Here is a 17,916-nt window from a genome sequence, read left to right on the forward strand (position 1 = left end):
CGGGGGATCCGATCCAGGCGACGGTGACGGCGGGAGGGCAGACCTCGGCCGGCTCCAACGTCGTCACGGTTCAGCACCCGGCACCGGTGGTGTCCGGGCCCATCGCGGCCGGTGACGGTTCCATTGCGGGGACCTCCGCGTCTCCCGCCGGGACGACCATCACGGTATACAAGGACGGGCTTTCCATCGGGACGACGACGGTTCAGGCCGACGGGACGTGGACCCTGACGGGGGTGACGGGCCTGGTGGGCGGCGAATCCATCACGGCCAAGGCAGGGTTGGGGGCGTCCGAGTCGGCGTCCTCGAACACGGTTGTGGTGACCCCGGCGCCGCCGGTGGTGGACAGCCCGCTGACGGCCGGGGCGACGACGGTCACGGGGACCTCCACGGCGCCCGCGGGTTCGCTCCTCACGGTCTACAAGAACGGCTCGCTCCTCGGGACGACGACGGTGCTCTCCGACGGGACGTGGAGCCTGACGGGGATTTCCCCGGCCCTCGCGGCGGGGGATCCGATCCAGGCGACGGTGACGGCGGGCGGGCAGACCTCGGCCGATTCCAACGTCGTGACGGTTCAGCACCCGGCGCCGGTGGTGTCCGGGCCCATCGTGGCGAGCCCCTTCGGTAACGCCATTGCGGGAACGTCTTCGTCGCCGGCCGGGACGACCATCACGGTGTACAGCAACGGGGTTTCCATCGGGACGACGACGGTGCAGGCCGACGGGACGTGGAGTCTGTCCGGGATTATCGGCTTGGTTGGCGGGGAAAGCATCACGGCGACGGCGGGAACGGGCGCGTCCCAGTCGGCCCTCTCGAACAAGGTGGTGGTGACCCCGGCGCCGCCGGTGGTGGACAGCCCGCTGACGGCCGGGGCGACGGCGGTCACGGGAACCTCCACGGCGCCCGCGGGTTCGCTCCTCACGGTCTACAAGAGCGGCACGCCCATCGGGACGGCGATGGTGCAGGCCGACGGCACCTGGAGCCTCACGGGTCTTGGAACGCCCCTGGCCGACGGAGACACCCTCGAGGCCACCGTCAGCGCCGGGGGACAGACCTCGGCCCTGTCGGCGGAGGTCACGGTGGCGCAGGACGCTTCGGAGGTCACCCCTCCGCCGTGGGTCACGAGCCCCATTTACGCGGGCGCCGTGCGCGTGAGCGGGACCTCCACGAGCCCCGAGGGAACGCGCATCGACGTGTTCGTGGATGGCGTGTATGTCGGGAGCACGACGGTCACCTCGGTGGGGACGTGGACGCTGAACCTCGCCGGCGGGGTCACCTTGCGGGACGGCCAGGTCGTGGAGGCCACGGCCACGGACGAGGCGCACGGCTTGGGGACTTCGGCACCGAGCCCGGAAGTCGTGGTTTCGGCCAACGCGGCGGACCGCACGCCGAGCCCCGTCATCGACTCTCCGGTCTACGCGGGTGCCACCACGGTGTCGGGAACCTCCTCGAGTCCGGCGGGGACCCGGATCGACGTGTACGCCGACGGGGTCTTCCTGGGAACCACGACGGTCCAGGCCGGCGGAAGCTGGACCCTCTCCGGAATCGGGCCCCTGTCGGAGGGAACGGTCCTGCGGGCCACCGCCACCGACGAGGCGGGCGGCCACGGAACCTCGACCCCTTCGGCCCCTGTCACGGTCCTGGCCGTGCGGAGCACCCCGCCCATCGTGAGCGCCTCTCTCCTGGCCGGATCTTCCCAGACGATCTACGGGAGCAGCGTGGAGGCGGCGGGATCCGTGATTACGGTGTATGTGAACGGCGGGTCGGTGGGTACGACGACGGTGAACGCCGACGGCTCCTGGAGCCTGGCCGGCATCCCCCTCGCCGCGGGAGACCTGGTCAAGGCCACGGTGCAGGCCGCCGGAAAGTCCGTGAGCGGGGACTCCAACGTGGTCCGGGTGTCCGCCGACGCCTCGGGGGTGACGCCGCCGCCCGTCATCACCGGGCCGGTTCCGGCGGGCGCCGTGACCGTGTCGGGCACCTCGGAGCCCGGCGCGGTGGTGGACGTCTACGCGGACGGGGTCTACCTGGGCACGACGACGGCCGACCCGGTGACGGGGGCCTGGACCCTCTCGGGCGTGGGCCCCTTGTCGGACGGGGCGATCCTCAGCGGCACGGCGACCCTGTCCCCCACCGGCACCTCGGACTGGAGCGCGCCGGTGGTGGTGGGAACGGCCATCCACCTCCTCCGGTCGGACGCGATGACGAGCCTCAGCCAGGACCGGCGGCCCATCTTCACGCACCCGGTGGCGACTCCGCCCTATCCTTCCCTGGAGACCATCGGCCCGAACCATGCGTTCAACGCCTCCGAGGGAAGCGACGGCCTCCAGCCCTCGGCCCCCGGTACGGCGGACGACGACAAGGGATACCTGCGGAACGTGACCAGCGGCACCCTGGACCCCGACCCCACGATCCTGACCGACAACGGGCGCCCGCTGGTCTTCTACGAACTCATGGATAACAACCAGAAGACCCTCAAGCTCGTGAAGTCCGGGTCCTCCATCCAGATCGTCATCGAATAGGGTCTTTCGCGAAGCAGGCGAGCGGCGGCGGGCTCCGGCCCGCCGCCTGGTCGTTTCAGGGCCCCACGAGGCGGCGGCGGAGGGCTTCGGCGCGGTCCCTGAGTTCGGCGGCCTTCTCGAATTCGAGGGCCTCGGCGGCGGCGTACATCTCCTTCTCGAGCGCGGCGATCTGCCGGGCCGCCTCCTCGGGATCGGCGTAGGGGGCCTCCTCCTCGGCCACCTTCGGCACGGCGTAGTAGTCCCGCTCGAAGACGCTGGAGAGGATCGTGTCGAGGCTTTTCACGATGGACTGGGGCGTGATGCCGTGGGCGGCGTTGTAGGCCTCCTGCCTGGCCCGCCGTCTCGTGGTCTCCTCCACGGCGGCGCGCATGGAGTCGGTCATGGAGTCGGCGTAGAGGATGGCCTTGCCCTCCACGTTGCGGGCGGCCCGCCCCATGGTCTGGATGAGGGCGCCCCGGCTCCGGAGGAAGCCCTCCTTGTCGGCGTCCAGGACGGCCACCCGGCTCACCTCGGGAAGGTCGAGGCCCTCCCTCAGGAGGTTCACGCCCACCAGGACCTCGATGGTCCCCTTTCTCAATTCCCAACTCTTGACTTCAAAAGAAAAAAAAATGATAAACACGCCAGCCAGGGACATGCTGCCCCTTGTCTGTATCGCGGTTAAGAAGGTGCATAAACGGAGGTCACCCATGAAGAGAATGGGACGCTTTCTTCTGTTCCTGGCCTTGCTCTGTGTAGCCCTTGCGACGTTCTCCCTGCCGCCGAGGCACTACTTTCGAGAGTATGTAGGAGGGAAAATCATTTGCGGTGCTGTGTCCGATAGCGGTTGCTATGCGGTAGACGTCTACCCGTAAACGTCGGACGAGGAGGGCGGCATGTCCCGACGGGCATCACCGGTTATGGCCTCTGTTTTCGTCTTCGTTTCGCTGGTGTCGGCACCCTGGGCACCCACGGTCCTCCATCCCCCCTCTCCTAGCTCAATGGTTCCCACTCTGGGCACGATTCGTCCGTTGACCTTAGACCGGCCCATCGGTGAGCAGGTCCAGGTCGCCGCGGATGGAGAGGATCTCTGGGTCTTGGACGCTTCCGAAGGCCGCCTGCACGTGTTTGACGCTCGAGGAAAATGGAAAAAGGAACTGAAGGGGGCGGAATCGAACGTCCCTATCGGCGAAGTCACCAACATGGCGGCCTCGAGCGGCTGGCTGGGCCTGGTGGAGGGGGAGGATCGGATCCTCCTCCTTTCAAAGGACGGGCGGGTGAAACGACTCCGCGTGCCCCACGATTGGTACCCCAGCGTGGGTTTCTTTTTTACGCCGTACCGCCTCTTCTTTACCTACTTGAGTTGGATGGGACCGGGAAGAGAGCTGGATCGCGATCCCCGAGGACGCTACGCGACGCTCCTCTCCACCGATTGGGTAGGCAAGAATCCGAAGGAATACGAGAGCGTCCAGGCGGGCACCGCCGCGGCGAAGGCGGCAGGACTCTGGAATGCCTATTCCAATTGTGCGGAATGGAGAGGCCACGGGTGGGTTGTCGCCCGGTCGCTGCCGTTCCAATTGTATCTTTTTTCCGCAAAGGGAGAACTTCTCCGGCGCTACCCGGAAAGGCCGCCATCTGGACTCCCCCCGCTGCCCACCGATTCCAAGGAACACACGCTGAACCTCTTGGCGACGGACCGGGTGATCGGGCTCGTTCCGGCGGGGGACTACCTGGGCGTGGTCTGGCAGAGGAGGACGGGGGGAAAAAACCACGTGGAAATCGAATGGAGAGACGGTCGCTGGGAGCCTATGGGACGACACGAAGTGGCGTTTCCCAAGATGCTGACCCAGTGGGACATTCTGACTGTCGCCGCGGAACAGGAAGGCAGGAGGGTGGTGCTTCTGCTTTATAGTATGCAAGGGTTCTATGCCAGCCGCACCTCCTTGTACGAATGGCCTTTCCTGGCTTCGGAAGAAAGGATGGCGACGGCGAGGTGAGCCGGTTGATCCAAGGCCTTCTGGGGAGTGGGCCTCAAGCGGCACGCGGAGCGGAGTCTCCCTCGGTCGAGCGACCTTTCGGGCATCGCGTTCCCGTCCGGCTGTGCCTCCTTCTGGCGGGGGTCTTCTTGACGTTTGCCGCGGCGTGTTCGATCCAGGCGGACACCGATGTCGACTTGGGGGCAGCTCTCGTCTCAAGAAAGACGAAGGTAGCGGCACTGGTCTTGCCTTCCCCCGGCTGCCCCTGCTGGACCTGCCGGAAAGTCCCCCGGGCCTACCTCCACCACCTCTTTCTGGCCAACGACCCCACGGGGCTGGTTCTGAACACCCTGCACAGCCTGACCTGCTACCACCGCCTCATGGCCCGGATCCGGGAGGCCCTCGTCGACGGGCGGCTCTCGGACCTCGCCGCGGAGGCGTTCCGCCGGGGGGACGAGGGGCGATTTCCGCCCCAGCTTCCGCGATCCCTTCCGCACCCTTGACATCAAAAAATGATAAACATCCCGGCCAGGGACATGCCGCCCCTTTTCCTTGAAGCGATTGAAAGAACCTGAAAGGGAGGTCCACCATGAAAAAACCGGGAGCTTTCTTCTGTTCCTGGCCTTGCTCTGTGCCGCCCTTGCGACGTTCTCCCTGCCGCCGAGGCACTATCATCGAAGGTGGTTGGGGTACAACCCGCCCTACTGCGGAGTACCGACTTCCGAAGGGTGCGACGCGGCGGATGTCTATCCCTAGCACGTGAAAAAGGGGGGCGGCATGTCTCTTGGTCGGAAAGCGCTGCAGGCATTGCTGGGGGGGGCGCTGCTTCTTTACGCAAGTGCTTTGGCCTCTTCCGAAGCAGATCAGAACAACGCTGTTGGAAGGCCGCGGCTTCCCGCTATGGATCGGATCCGTGCCTTTTCGCTGGAGCCGGCGATTCGGGAGGTGCGCGACCTGGTCTTCTCCGGTGGAAGGCTCTGGGTCTTGGACGGGACCGAGGACCGCCTGGTGGTTTACGATGCGCGGGGAAGAAGGCTCCGAGATGTGGCCGGGGGCGAATCGGGACACCCCTTGCGCGAGGGCTGGCGCCTTGCGCAAGCCGGCGGCACGGTGGCGGTCGTGGAGGGAGATGCTCGCATTCGCTTCTTCAGCGAGAGGGGGGAGGAGGGACGCCTCAAGGTCCCGCCCGCCTGGTACGCCCCCCAAGGGCTCTTTCTGACCCCCAGTCGGCTCTTCTTCACATACCTGGCGTGGTTGGGGCCCGGGGAGGAGGGCCGAGGGAAAGGACCCTACGCAACCCTACTGTCCACCGATTGGAAAGGGAAGGACGAAAGGGCCTACGAGCAGATGGAGGCCGGAACCCCGGAGCTGGAGACGGCGGGGTTGTGGAACGCCTATTCGTCCTGGGTCGAATGGCCGGATCATGGCTGGGTGCTGGCTCGCAGCCTTCCGCTGTCCCTTTGCCTCTTTTCAGGCGAAGGGACTCTCTTGAAGCGCTTTGCCCCGGAAAAGGCGAAGCCGGAACTTCCGCCGCCCGCCTCGGAATCCAAGGAAAACACCCTGAAGAGCCTTGCGCGCGACCGAGTCATAGGGCTGATTCCCGCTGGGGCGTATCTGGGTGTGGTCTGGCAAAAACGAAGACCGGGGTTGACCGCGCTACGGGTGGAGTGGCTGGACGGGAATTTCCAAGAAGCCGGGGCGCAGGAAGTTCCCTTCCCACGGGCGCTGGATCTGCAGGAAGGGGTGGAAGTCGCGGACACGCTGAAGGCCCGGGGGGCCTTCCTGATCCTCCGCAGACTGACCAGTCATTACACGCAGGTGACCGAACTCTACGAATGGCCTTTCCTGCAAGGCCAGCCGGAGAGCCTGGGGCGCGACGCATCGCCTTCGAAGAAGAAGACCGGGGCATGATCCGAAAGGAACCTTGCCGCCATCTCGTCCGAGGGTTGGCAGTGGCCCTGTGCGTGGGGCTATGGACGTTTTCATGCTGCGAATTCGAAGAGCCACCCGACCTCGCCCAGGCTCTGCCGCCGGTTCTTCCGCGGGAGGCAAGGATTGTGGCCCTCCTCTACCCTTCGGCCGGGTGCCCCTGCCGGTATGCTCCCCTCGTGGAGGAACTTAAGGGGCTCGAAAAGGGGGGAGCGCTCGTCTGCATGGTGGCGGCGCCCGCGCCGCCCAGACCGGAGGAGGGGCTCGGCGTGCCCTACGTGTGGAACGCCGAGTTGGCCTCCCTCCTGAAATTCTATGATGCCAATGGAGAGAAACGCCCCTTCCTCCTGCTCGTTCGAAGGGCTCCCCGGCCATCGGTCACCCTCGCGGCAAAGGTTCCCCGGCCGCCTGCCCGCCAGGCGGAGTTGGCTCGGTTGGCCTTGGCGCTGGCGGGAGAGGTGGAGGACGAACCATGAGAAAGGGATTCAGTTCCGTCGGGCTCGTGGCGGGGCTTTGTCTCGCGCCGTTTCTTGTTTTCGCTACGGAGGAGGGGGCGTCTCCCTGCTGGGTGGTGCCGGCGGGCGAAGGGGCAGAGTGTCGCAGCGTTCCCCGCGATTGGATTGGGACGGCATCACCAGGGCCGCTCCTGCTCTGGCAACAAGGCCGCGGATTCCTGGCGGTGGAATCTGGAAGCCGGATTCCTGCGGAGGTTTCCCAGGGTGTCGCGAATGAGGTTCTCGTTCGGGATGGCTCGGGGAACCCTCTTCGAGATGTGGAGCTGGAGTACCGACCGGCGAACTGGTCCAACCTCCCCGAGCCCATGGGACGAGTGTGGACAGACAGCCAAGGGAAGGCATGTCTCTTTCTTGAACCGGGGGGGACGGCCCTCCTTTGGATCGCCACGCCGGTCTTTCTTCCCTCCGCCACGGTCGTGGAGGCCGGCTCTCCGCCGGTTCTGCTGAAGGCCGAGCCCGCCCCGCCGGGGAGCCTGCGCTTGGAGGACTCAAACCACCGCGCCCTGGGAGGCGCGTCGGTCCTTTTCCTACCTCCCTCGTCACCGCTCCACCCCCTGGAACTTGCGCGCCAGAAAGAGCAAGCGATCCGCCGCTTGCGAGCGGACGCGCAAGGGTTCGTGTCCCTTGGCGCGGAAGAGGCCTCGCTTTCCCTTCTGGCCTGGGCCAAGGGCCACGGTGTTCTGGAGGTGCCCCCGAGAGAAGGACCGAAGCGGGTGGTCCTTGCCCGAGCCAACCCGGTACGCGTCCGCATCGGACTCCCAGAAAGGACCCCCCACAAATGGCGGGCCGAGGTTCGCTATGCCCACCTCGGCCTTCCGTGGCTTTCGACCTCCGAGGAATGGGCCTACGAGGGGGAGTGCGGGACCGTCTTCCCGCAGGGTTACCCCTGCAAGATCCTTGTGCAGGCGGAGGGGTGCGCAGGGGAGGAAATCGCCCTCAAGGTTCCTCCTGCCTCGGAGGTCGCCGTCCATTTGTCGAAGGCGGTGGTTCTCGAAGGATTCGTCCGGAGTGGTGAGGGACGGCCCGTGAACGGTGCGGTTGTGACGCTCGGTGTGCCGGGAGGGCGGCCGTATGCCATCACCGATGCCCGGGGCCACTTTTCCCTTCCGCCCCAGGCCGAAGGGGACGCCCCGTGGGACCTCTTTGTCTCGGCGGACGACTACCTGGAAGGGGAACTCCGGAACCTCCCCGTGGAGAAGGCCGGGGAATGCGCGATCGTCCTCACGCGGGGTGCGGGGATCACGGGCAGGGTGGAGGAGGAGGGCGAGGGGCATGCGCCGGAGAGTCTGCGAGTCCGCGTGGAGGCCCTCTCGGGGATCAGCTCGCAAGGGGCCGGCTTCGATGCCACGTTGGAGGAGGACGGCTCCTTCTCCGTTTTCGGCCTCGAAGAAGGCCGCTACCGCCTGCAGGCCTCCGCGGCTGGAAGGAGAAGCCCGCTGAAAACCGTGGAAGTAGAGACGGGCATCGTCTCGGATGCCGGAATCCTCTATCTCGGCACCCGGCCGAAGGTGAGCGGCCGCCTAGAGTCCAAGGAGGGAGAAAACCTCGACGCAAGAGAGGCGGAAATCTGGCTGAAACGGGAAATGGGCCCAAGGGAAGTTGCCAGCGGGGCTGAAAAGTCCTTCAAAGCCGATCGGAAGGAGGAAGACGGCACCTTCGCCTTCTTCGGGGTCCCCGACGGGACGTATCGAGTGGAAGCGCGGGTGGGCGACCTCGGCGGCCGGAGCGGCGTCGTGCGCGTTGAGGGTGAGGACGTGGAGGCGGGAACCCTCTCTCTGCAAGAGGAGGTTACGGTGAAGGGCCGCCTCATGGCCCGCCTTCCAAAGGACTGGTCCGGCTACCGCGTGGTGCTTCAGAGCGGAGTGCTCGACTATGAAGGGCCATCGGCTACGGCCGATCGAGAAGGACTGTTCCGGTTGGGACCCGTTGCGCCGGGTGGGTACACCCTGGCCGTCTTCGAGCCCTTCTCCATCGTGCCGAAAATCCGGAGGCCGCTCCAGGTGGATGGGTCCTTGGAAGACCAAGAGCTTCGAATCTTCCTCGACGGTGTGAACCTTCCCGTCCAGGCTCGGTTGGACGGACGCCCCGCCGCCGGGGCTGTCCTCTCGTTCGAAGCGGCTCACGACGAGGCGCAGGGAGCCCCCCTCGCCATCGGAACTCCTGAAGGAATGATCGTTCTGGGTTTTCCGTCCCCCCTCGCCTCGGCTCCCACGGACGGAGGAGGGTTCGCCTTGCTCGTCGAGTGCCCGGTGGGGCCGGGGACAGCCGTCCTTTCCTGGAACGGCGGACGCTGGACGCGGCCGGTGGTGGTTCCCGAAACCCCAAAAGAGACGGTGGTTTGGGACTTCCAAGGGCTCGTCCTGTCCGGGCGGGTGGAAAACGAGCAAGGCGATCCTGTGCCGGCCCTTCCCGTCCAGTGGGAGTACGCCGGCCAAGGTGCCCTTCCCGATGGCAACACCACGACCGACGGCGCTGGAGCCTTTTCCATCTCGGGTCTGGCCCCGGCAAGGGTCCGGATTCGGGCCTCCGACCCCGAACGGGGAGCGGCGGAAGCGGTGGTAGACCTTTCGATGCCGCGTCCGAATTCCCTCGTGCTCCGGCTTCGACGCCCCACCTCTTAGGGCCCCACGAGGCGGCGGCGGAGGGCTTCGGCGCGGTCCCTGAGTTCGGCGGCCTTCTCGAACTCCAGGACCTCGGCGGCGGCGTACATCTCCTTCTCGAGCGCGGCGATCTGCCGGGCCGCCTCCTCGGGATCGGCGTAGGGGGCCTCCTCTTCGGCCACCTTCGGCACGGCGTAGTAATCCCGCTCGAAGACGCTGGAGAGGATCGTGTCGAGGCTTTTCACGATGGACTGGGGCGTGATGCCGTGGGCGGCGTTGTAGGCCTCCTGCTTGGCCCGCCGTCTCGTGGTCTCCTCCACGGCGGCGCGCATGGAGTCGGTCATGGAGTCGGCGTAGAGGATGGCCTTGCCCTCCACGTTGCGGGCCGCCCGCCCCATGGTCTGGATGAGGGCGCCCCGGCTCCGGAGGAAGCCCTCCTTGTCGGCGTCCAGGACGGCCACCCGGCTCACCTCGGGAAGGTCGAGGCCCTCCCTCAGGAGGTTCACGCCCACCAGGACCTCGATGGTCCCCTTTCTCAATTCCCTCAGGATCTTGACGCGCTCCAGGGTGTCGATGTCCGAATGGAGGTAGGCCACCTGCAGGCCCAGGTTCTTCAAATACGCCGTCAACTCCTCGGCCATTTTCTTCGTGAGCGTCGTGACAAGGACGCGCTGGCCGCCCGCGGTCACCTCCCGGCACTCCCGGTAGAGGTCCTCCACCTGTCCCGTGGCCGGGCGGATCTCCACCACCGGGTCCATGAGGCCCGTGGGGCGGACGACCTGCTCCGCGGAGACGCCGCCCGAGACGCCCAGTTCGTAGGCGGCTGGGGTGGCCGAAACGTAGACGATGCGGGGCGCCAGGGCGTTGAACTCTTCGAACTTCAGGGGCCGGTTGTCCAGGGCCGACGGGAGACGGAAGCCGTAGTCCACCAGGGTCTGCTTCCGAGACCTGTCTCCCCGGTACATGGCCTGGAGCTGGGGGACGGTCATGTGGGACTCGTCCAGAAAGACCAGGGCGTCCGTCGGGAGGTACTCCAGAAGTGTGGGGGGCGGCTCGCCGGGGCCCCGGCCCGTGAGGTGCCGGGAGTAGTTCTCCACGCCGTTGCAGAAGCCCGTCTCGGCCAGCATTTCCAGGTCGAAGCGGGTGCGCTGGGAGAGGCGCTGGGCTTCGAGGAGCCTTCCCTGCGCCTCCAGTTCCCCCAGGCGCTCCTTGAGTTCGGTCTTGATGGTCTCCACGGCGGCCAGGACCGTCTCCCTGGGAGTGGCGTAGTGCGTCCTGGGATAGAGGACGACCTCGTCCAGCTCTTCGAGGATCTCCCCGGTCAGGGGGTCCACCCGGAACAGGCCCTCCACCTCGTCCCCGAAGAGTTCCACCCGGAGAACCTCGTCGGCGTAGGAGGGGTGAACCTCCAGGACGTCCCCCCGCACGCGGAAGCGCCCGCGCTCCAGGACCGAGGGCGTCCGGGTATAGAGCATGTCCACCAGGCGCCTCAGGGTCTTCTGCAGGTCCAGAGGCTCCCCCCGGGCCACCCGGAGGGTCATGCCGTAGTACGATTCGGGCTCTCCGAGGCCGTAGATGCAGGAAACCGACGCCACGATGAGGACGTCCTTCCTCTCGCGGAGGCTTCGTGTGGCCGACAGGCGGAGGCGGTCGATCTCCTCGTTGATGGTGGACTCTTTCTCGATGTAGGTGTCGGTGGAGGGCACGTAGGCTTCGGGCTGGTAGTAGTCGTAGTAGGAAACGAAGTACTCGACGGCGTTCTCGGGGAAGAACTGCTTGAACTCGGAGAAGAGCTGGGCGGCCAGGGTCTTGTTGTGGGCCAGGACCAGGGTGGGCCGCTGGAGGCGCTCCACGAGGGCCGCCATGGTGAAGGTCTTTCCCGAGCCCGTGACGCCCAAGAGCGTGGAGTGGCGTGCGCCTCCCCGGATCCGGTTCTCGAGGTCCTCGATGGCCCGGGGCTGGTCGCCCGTGGGCTCGAAGGGTGCGTGAAGGATGAACCGCCGGCTCATGGCCCCTCCGGAAACGCGGGGCGGCGGACCGGGGCCGCCCCGCGGGAGGGCCATTCTACGCCCGGAGCCATCAGACGTCGTGGAGGGCGGCCTCCACCGGAAGGACCCACGCGTGGGTGGATTCGCAGAGCTTGTGGTCCTCCTTGCACTGGCGGATGCAGTCCATCAGGCCGGGGACCGCCTCGTCGGGGACCACCGAAACCACCACCACGGAAGCTCCGGGGTGGATCCGGTCCCCCCTCTTCATGCCCGACGCCCCCGCGCCCCACACTTCTGGGATCACGGTGTACCCGGTCACGCCCTTCTCCCTCAGCGTGTTCATGCAGTGGGGTTCGTATTCGCTGTCCGTCACCAGAAAGAGCATCTTCATATCCAGACTCCGCTTCCGTCGCGATCGAACGGGAACTCACTCCTCTTCCTCGAGGGCCTCGTCCTCCACGGGCGGCTTGTCGCCGTAGAAAAGGACGTACAGGATGGGGATGGCGCCCCAGGACAGGAGGGTGGACGCCACTTCCCCGGCCATGAGGGCCACGGCCATGCCCTGGAAGATGGGATCCGCCAGCATGACCGAGGAACCCACGACGACGGCCAGGGCCGTGAGCAGCATGGGCCGGAAACGCACGGCTCCCCCTTCCACCACGGCGTCCTTGAGGGGCATCCCCTGGCGCATTTTCATCTCGGCGAAATCGATCACGAGAATGGAATTTCTGACGACGATGCCCGCCAGCGCGATGAACCCGATCATGGAGGTGGCCGTGAAGAAGACGCCGGCGGCGGCGTGGGCGGGAAGGATCCCAACCAGGGACAGGGGGATGGGCGTCATGATGGCCAGGGGCGTCAGGTAGCTCTTGAACCATCCCACCACCAGGATGTACATGAACACGAGCACCAGGGCGAAGGCGATCCCCAAATCCCGGAAGACCTCGTAGGTGATCTGCCACTCCCCGTCCCACTTGACGGCGTATCGGTCGGAAAGGAGCGGGACCGCCGTGTAGAAGCGCTTCAGGCCCGTGGTCCCGTCGGGCAGGCGGAGGCCGTCGAGGGCGCGGTTGAGCTTGAACATGGCGTAGACAGGGCTCTCCTCCACCCCCGCCACGTCCCCGACCACATACACCACGCGCCTGAGGTTCTTGTGGTAGATCTCCTGGGGGATCGCGGCCTTTCGAACGTCCACCACCTGCGACACGGGGATGAGCGTCCCCTGCCGGTTCTGAATCTGCAGGGAGGAGAGGGCGGCGAGATCGAAGCGGGACTCGCGGGGCATGCGGAGGGTGATCGGCACCGTCTCGCGCTCCCGCGGCATGTGGGCCAGGGTCACGGTGGCGCCGTGGACGGCCATGGAGACCGCCTGGCTCACCTCGGCCACGGAGAGGCCGGCGGCGGAAGCTTTCCTGGGGTCCACCACCAGGTCGATTTGCTCCTGGGGGGCCACGGCGTAGATGTCGGCGTCCACGACGCCGGCCGTGTCCCGGAAGATCTTCAGAACCTCCTGCCCCGCCTGGAATTGCCCCCCGAGATCGGGGCCGTAAATCTCGGCCACGAGGGTCGAGAGGACCGGGGGCCCCGGCGGGATCTCCACGACCTTCAGGGCGACTCCGAGTTCCGCCGCCAGAGGCTCCAGAAGGGTGCGGGCCTCCTTGGCCAGGTCATGGCTCTGGCGGCTCCGGGCGTGCTTGGGGAGAAGGTTGACCTGGATGTCCGCCGCGTGGGGGATCTGGCGGAGGTAGTAGTGGCGGACCAGGCCGTTGAAGGTGATGGGCCCGGAGGTGCCGGCGTAGATCTGGTAGTCCGTGACCTCGGGCATTTCGGTGAGCTTCTGGGCCATGGCCTGGGCCGTCTGCAGGCTCCTCTCCAGCGAGGCCCCCTCGGGCAGGTCGAGGACCACCTGAAACTCGCTCTTGTTGTCGAAGGGGAGCATCTTGACCTTGGTGACCTTGAAGACCACCAGGGCCACCGAAAGGGCCAGGAGGAGGAGGTTCCCGGCCAGAAAGAGCAGGCCCATCCGCCGGTCGTGGGTCAGGCGGGTCATCACCCGCCGGTACAGGCCCAGGAGGCGGCCCATGACCCCGCCCTCGTGCTCCTCTCCGACATGGACTTTGTTTTTCAGGAGCTTGAAGGCCGCCCAGGGGGAAACCATGAAGGCCACCACCAGGGAGATGAGCATGGCCGCCGAGGCGCCCACGGGGATGGGGCGCATGTAGGGCCCCATCATCCCCCTCACGAAGGCCATGGGGAGGATGGCGGCGATGACGGTGAAGGTGGCCAGGATCGTGGGGTTGCCCACTTCGTCCACGGCTTCGATCGCCTTGCGCGTGAGGCTTCGTCCGTCCTTCATGGCGAAGTGGCGGTAGATGTTCTCCACCACGACGATGGCGTCGTCCACCAGGATGCCGATGGAAAAGATGAGGGCGAACAGGGTCACCCGGTTGAGCGTGTACCCGCCCAGGTAGTAGATCAGGAGGGTGAAGGCCAGGGTGACGGGCACCGCGATGCCGACGACGAGCGATTCCCGGAAGCCCAGCATGAAGGCGATGAGCAAGACGACGGAGACGGTGGCCAGGAGCAGGTGCTTGATGAGTTCGTCGGACTTCTCCCCCGCGCTCTCCCCGTAGTCCCGGGTGACGGTGACCGAAACGTCCCTCGGGATCAGCCGGCCTTGAAGGGACTCCACTTTCTGGAGCAGCACCTCGTTGAGCGCCGTGGCGTTCACTCCGGGTCTCTTGGCCACGGTCACCGTGACGGCGGGGTACTGGCCCCGCGCCTCGGGCGGGATCCCCCGGGCGGAGGCGCCCGGACCCACGCCAAAGAGGACGTACTGGCCCGGGAGCGGGGGCCCGTCCTCGAGGACGGCCACGTCCCCCAGGTAGACCGGGCGGCCCTGATGGAAGCCTACCAGGACGGCGGCGGCGTCCCGGGCGTCCCGGATCCAGGAGCCCACCTCCAGCCGGACCTCCCGGTTGTCCTTGACGAGGGAGCCCGCGGGCAGGCGCGAGTTGAAGGCCTGGAGGCTCTGGGCGATGGTCAGGGGGTTCACGCCGTGGGCCGCCATCCGCACGGGGTCGAGGACGACGCGAAGCTCCCGCTTCTGGGCGCCGAGGATTTCCACCGCGGCCACGTCGGGAACGGCGCGAAGCTCGATTTCCAGCTCCTGGGCGATGCGGGTGAGGGAGTAGGCGTCGAACCCCTTTCCCCAGAGGGTGAGCCCGAGAACCGGAACGTCGTCGATGGACTTGAGCTTGATGAGGGGGAACAGGGCCCCGGGAGGCATCTGGTTCAGGTTTCCGGCGACCTTGTCGTAGATCCGAAGGAGCGCCGTTTCCTCCGAGGTGTTCACCTTGAAGCGGACGATGATCAGGCCCATGTTCGCGCTGGAGGTGGAGTACACGTACTCCACGTTCGGAATCTCCCAAAGGAGCTTCTCCAAGGGCGTGACGACGCGCTGTTCCACCTCTTCGGGGGAGGCTCCCGGCAAGGGGACGAAGAGGTCCACCATGGGGACCTTGATCTGGGGCTCCTCCTCCCTCGGGGTCATGAGGACCGCGAAGGCGCCGAGAAGAAGGGACGTGACCACGAAGAGGAGGGTCAGCTTGTTCTTGAGGAAATAGTGGGCGATGGAGCCCGATGGACCCACACGGATCATGGCGCCACCTCGACGGGAGTGCCGTCTTGCAGGCCCGCGGGGACGGGAGCGATGACCCGCTCTCCGGCCGACAGTCCGCTGAGGACCTGGACGAACCCTCCCTCCCTCTGGCCGGTCTGGATCCAGCGGAGGCGCGCGAGGCCCTGTTCGACGACGAAAACGCCGTCCATCTGGCCCTGGGTCAGGAGCGCTTCCTCGGGGACGGCGAGGACCTTCTCGGCGAGGGCGTCGAACCGAACCCGGGCGAACTGCCCAGGCCGCAGGCTCGTGCCCGGCGGCACGGCCACCTTCACGGAGGAGGTCCGGCTCATGGGATCGGCGGCGGGCACGACGGAAGTGAGGGTCCCCCGGAAGGGCTGGGGGAACCCGTCCACGCGAACGTCGGCGGCCTGATCGGGAGCGAGCAGTCGGGAGCGCTCCTCGGGGACGGCCACGCCGATTTCCAGGTCCGAGGGATCTTCGAGCGTGAGGAGGGGAGCCCCGGGGTAAGCGAGGTTTCCGGAATCCAGCCACCTGCGGGTGATGATCCCGTCGGAGGGCGCCGTGATGCGCCCGTAGGAAAGGAGGGTTCCGGCCATCTTCAGGTTGGCCTCGGCCTGGGCCTTCTGGGCCTCGGCCGCGGCGGCCCCCGCCTTCACCTGTTCGAGTTGGTGTTCTGTGACGGCCTTCTCCGCCCGGAGGGAGGTGAATCGTTCGAGGTCTCGGCGGGCGTTGGCGGCAGCCACTTCGGCGGCCCGCAGGCCGGCCTGGGCCTGTTCGTAGGCGCTCTGGGCCTCCGCCGCATCCACGTCCACGAGGGGTTGACCCTTCCGGACCGACTGCCCCTCCTCCACGTGAAGGCGGAGCACCCGCCCCATCATTTTCGTGGAGATCGTGACGGCCCGGCGGCTCTTGACGCTTCCCGTGTAGGTTTCCCCCGCGGGCATGAGCCTCGGAGCGGCCTCGGACACCCGAACGGTCACCGGCGGCCCGGGGTCCCGCCTTTCCACCTTGTGCCCGCACGCCATCAGGCCCGCCGCGGCCGCCATCGTGATCCAGATCATCGCGTTCTTCATCGAAACACCCCTGTCTTTCCCGTCGTTTCCGTTACTTGCCCATGGCCCACTGGAGGCGGGCGCGGGCCACGCGCTCGTCGTGGACGGCCTGGGCCCTCTGGAGAGCCGAGGCCGTGAGGGCCGTGTCCGCGTCCAGCAGGTCCGTGATGGATGCCATGCCCTCCTTGTAGCGCAGCTCCACGATGCGGAGGTTTTCTCGGGCCTGGGCCTCCGACTCGGAGGAGACGGACACCCGCTCGGAGGCCGCCTCCAGACGGAGCCAGGCCTCCCTGACCTCCACACGGACCTTTCTCTGCAGGTCCAGGAGGGCCTGCCTGGCCTGAAACTCCCTGGAGCGGGCCGTGAGCAGGCGCCCGGACCGGGCTCCCCCGTCAAAGAGCGGCAGGCGCAATTGGATCCCCACCATCCAGTTGTCCCCGTGGCCGGACCAGCTCTCCGTGTCCTGCTCGTAGGCCGCCACGGCCCCCACCTGCGGAAGGTAGTCGGCCCGGGCCATCTTCACGCCCTCGGAGGCCTGCCGGGATTGAAGCTCGGCGGCGCGAAGGTCCTCCCGGCCGGACAGGGCCGCCTCGAGGGCCTCCTGCAGAGAGGGGGGAGCCTCTCCCTCCCCCGACAGCTCTCCGACGGGCTCGACCTCCCCGTCGTGCCCCATGGCGTACGCGAGGTACGCCCTCGCCACCTTGGCATCCGCCTCCCGGGCCGCTCTCTGCTGGCGCATGTCCGAGACGAACACCCGCATCCGAAGCAGGTCCGAATCCAGGATCAACCCCTGGCCGTGCATGGCCTCCACCTGGCGGAGGTGCGCCTCCGCCGTCCCGACGGTTTCGGCCATCACCTCCGCCGCCCGCCCCGCCAGCAGGCTCCCGAGGAAGGCCTCGGTGACCGCCTTCGTCAGGCTGGACTCGGCGAAAACGCTCTGGCTGGAGGCGGCCTCCACTCCCAGACGCGAGGCCCGGTAGGCCGCCTTGATCTTGCCTCCCGCGAAGAGCGGAGCGGTGAGTTCGGCGCGGCTCTGGTAGTTGTTCAGGGGGGCCGGACGGTTCAGGTTCGGGAGGGCGAAGTCCATCATCCCGAACCGTTCCTGGTTGAGTTTTCCCATGAAGACGTACACCGGGTTCGTCGTCCGGCTGTAGGTCTCGGTAAAGGTCAGGTCCGGCCAGAACAGGGAGGCCGCTTCCCGGTGCTGTCCGCGCCGCGCCTCCACTTCCTGCCTCGCGGCAAGGACCATGGGGTTGTGCCCTCGGGCGTAGGCGACCGCCTCCTCCAGCGTAAGACGCAGGGCATCGGAAGGGGCTTCCTGCTGGGTCCGGGCGGGGACCGGCGCGATGAGGCAAAGAAGGACCCCGGAGAGAGCCCAGGCGGCCCGGAAGTTCAAGCGGTTTCTTCGACTCATGGTTCCCCCTGGAAAAGTGAAGATCCGGTCCATAGGATTTGGTTCATTCTATCACCGACCGGACGGCACGTCGTCGGTCCGGAACCTTAGAGATGCGCTGGCGGACAGGCGGTAACGAACCGCCGCTTCCGGGAGCGGAATCCTCGCCGCGTGGGAGAGGGGATGCGGGGCCAGCCCCCTGTTGCCTCACGTAAGAATCTTCCCGAAATGGTATTTGTTGCCTCATGTAAAAATCAATCCGAAACGCGGTGCCTTCTGACCGCAGCAGGGACTGTGGGAAGGGTGGGAAACCCCGGAGGGGTTT

The 17,916-nt window shown here is 66.9% G+C and carries 11 protein-coding genes and 1 pseudogene; 6 read left to right on the forward strand and 6 right to left on the reverse strand.

Translation table 11 applies throughout. From position 1 onward, the window contains the following. A partial coding sequence (locus AB1824_10590; protein MEW5765412.1) for a hypothetical protein occupies nucleotides 1–2,519 on the forward strand: 2,519 nt, incomplete at its 5' end. A 55-nt stretch (nucleotides 2,520–2,574) separates the two neighbouring features. Here the strand turns inward: AB1824_10590 and AB1824_10595 are convergent. Then, nucleotides 2,575–3,099, reverse strand: a pseudogene (locus tag AB1824_10595) (helicase-related protein). 427 nt (nucleotides 3,100–3,526) lie between these two features. On the opposite strand from AB1824_10595, the gene AB1824_10600 reads away from it, so the two are divergent. The 5 genes from AB1824_10600 to AB1824_10620 all read left to right on the forward strand — a co-directional run bounded on the left by AB1824_10600 (nucleotide 3,527) and on the right by AB1824_10620 (nucleotide 9,536). Continuing rightward, entirely contained in the window at nucleotides 3,527–4,492 is a 966-nt protein-coding gene (locus tag AB1824_10600) for a hypothetical protein (GenBank protein MEW5765413.1), read from the forward strand. Beyond that, a complete protein-coding gene (locus AB1824_10605) occupies nucleotides 4,447–4,974 on the forward strand; it encodes a tRNA-guanine transglycosylase (protein ID MEW5765414.1) in 528 nt (175 codons plus the stop codon). Before AB1824_10600 ends, AB1824_10605 begins: the two co-directional genes overlap by 46 nt. 442 nt (nucleotides 4,975–5,416) lie before the next feature. Beyond that, nucleotides 5,417–6,382, forward strand: a complete 966-nt coding sequence (locus AB1824_10610; GenBank protein MEW5765415.1) for a hypothetical protein — start codon at nucleotides 5,417–5,419, stop codon at nucleotides 6,380–6,382. After that, nucleotides 6,379–6,876 (forward strand): hypothetical protein, encoded by a 498-nt coding sequence (locus AB1824_10615; protein MEW5765416.1) that lies wholly within the window; start codon nucleotides 6,379–6,381, stop codon nucleotides 6,874–6,876. The genes AB1824_10610 and AB1824_10615 overlap by 4 nt, the downstream gene beginning before the upstream one ends. Beyond that, nucleotides 6,873–9,536 carry a carboxypeptidase regulatory-like domain-containing protein gene (locus AB1824_10620; GenBank protein ID MEW5765417.1) on the forward strand — a complete coding sequence of 888 codons (2,664 nt, stop codon included), beginning with the start codon at nucleotides 6,873–6,875 and terminating at the stop codon, nucleotides 9,534–9,536. Before AB1824_10615 ends, AB1824_10620 begins: the two co-directional genes overlap by 4 nt. Here AB1824_10620 and uvrB read toward each other — a convergent pair. The 5 genes from uvrB to AB1824_10645 all read right to left on the reverse strand — a co-directional run bounded on the left by uvrB (nucleotide 9,533) and on the right by AB1824_10645 (nucleotide 17,612). Further along, nucleotides 9,533–11,524, reverse strand: coding sequence for an excinuclease ABC subunit UvrB (gene uvrB / locus AB1824_10625; GenBank protein ID MEW5765418.1), 1,992 nt, complete (start codon nucleotides 11,522–11,524; stop codon nucleotides 9,533–9,535). The genes AB1824_10620 and uvrB overlap by 4 nt on opposite strands. Before the next feature lie 70 nt (nucleotides 11,525–11,594). Then, complete coding sequence (locus AB1824_10630; protein ID MEW5765419.1) at nucleotides 11,595–11,894, reverse strand: PG0541 family transporter-associated protein; 300 nt, start codon at nucleotides 11,892–11,894, stop codon at nucleotides 11,595–11,597. Nucleotides 11,895–11,930: 36 nt separating this feature from the next. Next, nucleotides 11,931–15,164 (reverse strand): efflux RND transporter permease subunit, encoded by a 3,234-nt coding sequence (locus AB1824_10635; protein ID MEW5765420.1) that lies wholly within the window; start codon nucleotides 15,162–15,164, stop codon nucleotides 11,931–11,933. Beyond that, nucleotides 15,161–16,207 (reverse strand): efflux RND transporter periplasmic adaptor subunit, encoded by a 1,047-nt coding sequence (locus AB1824_10640; GenBank protein MEW5765421.1) that lies wholly within the window; start codon nucleotides 16,205–16,207, stop codon nucleotides 15,161–15,163. Before AB1824_10640 ends, AB1824_10635 begins: the two co-directional genes overlap by 4 nt. A 43-nt stretch (nucleotides 16,208–16,250) precedes the next feature. Beyond that, nucleotides 16,251–17,612, reverse strand: coding sequence for a TolC family protein (locus tag AB1824_10645; GenBank protein MEW5765422.1), 1,362 nt, complete (start codon nucleotides 17,610–17,612; stop codon nucleotides 16,251–16,253). Nucleotides 17,613–17,916 lie beyond the last annotated feature (304 nt).

It is taken from the genome of Acidobacteriota bacterium (genome assembly GCA_040752915.1).
Lineage (GTDB): Bacteria > Acidobacteriota > UBA4820 > UBA4820 > DSQY01 > JBFLVU01.

What these genes read in the sequence shown, in the direction of transcription:
- AB1824_10605 (MEW5765414.1), top strand. Translation starts at nt 4,447, where the DNA reads ATGGCCTTTCCTGGCTTCGGAAGAAAGGATGGCGACGGCGAGGTGAGC.
- AB1824_10615 (MEW5765416.1), top strand. Translation starts at nt 6,379, where the DNA reads ATGATCCGAAAGGAACCTTGCCGCCATCTCGTCCGAGGGTTGGCAGTG.
- AB1824_10620 (MEW5765417.1), top strand. Translation starts at nt 6,873, where the DNA reads ATGAGAAAGGGATTCAGTTCCGTCGGGCTCGTGGCGGGGCTTTGTCTC.
- uvrB (MEW5765418.1), bottom strand. Translation starts at nt 11,524, where the DNA reads ATGAGCCGGCGGTTCATCCTTCACGCACCCTTCGAGCCCACGGGCGAC.
- AB1824_10630 (MEW5765419.1), bottom strand. Translation starts at nt 11,894, where the DNA reads ATGAAGATGCTCTTTCTGGTGACGGACAGCGAATACGAACCCCACTGC.
- AB1824_10635 (MEW5765420.1), bottom strand. Translation starts at nt 15,164, where the DNA reads ATGATCCGTGTGGGTCCATCGGGCTCCATCGCCCACTATTTCCTCAAG.
- AB1824_10640 (MEW5765421.1), bottom strand. Translation starts at nt 16,207, where the DNA reads ATGATCTGGATCACGATGGCGGCCGCGGCGGGCCTGATGGCGTGCGGG.
- AB1824_10645 (MEW5765422.1), bottom strand. Translation starts at nt 17,612, where the DNA reads ATGAGTCGAAGAAACCGCTTGAACTTCCGGGCCGCCTGGGCTCTCTCC.